General features: G+C 47.3%; 1 protein-coding gene. It reads left to right on the plus strand.

Annotated elements, in window-relative coordinates; translation table 11 throughout:
- Positions 1–389: cadherin repeat domain-containing protein (locus tag J4E76_RS20775; RefSeq protein ID WP_208506719.1), on the plus strand; the 389-nt coding region annotated here is incomplete at both ends.

Here is a 389-nt window from a genome sequence, read left to right on the forward strand (position 1 = left end):
ACCGTAACAGATGTTGATGACACTGATCCAGTCTTTACTTCGGCCACTACAGCCAGCTTTGTAGAGAATGGAACGGGTACGGCCTACACTGCTGTGGCTACAGATGCCAATGCGATTACTTATAGCCTTGGCACAAGTAATGACGAAGGCTTATTCGATATTGATGGATCAACAGGAGCTGTGACTTTCAAAGCCTCACCAGACTTTGAGTCACCGGCAGATGGGAATACCGACAATGCCTATTTACTGGAAGTCAAGGCAAGTGACGGTGTCAATACTGTATCACAGACAGTGACCATTACCGTAACAGATGTTGATGACACTGATCCAGTCTTTACTTCGGCCACTACAGCCAGCTTTGTAGAGAATGGAACGGGTACGGCCTACAC

This window comes from Roseivirga sp. E12 (genome assembly GCF_017592825.1).
In the GTDB taxonomy this organism is placed as follows: Bacteria; Bacteroidota; Bacteroidia; order Cytophagales; family Cyclobacteriaceae; genus Roseivirga.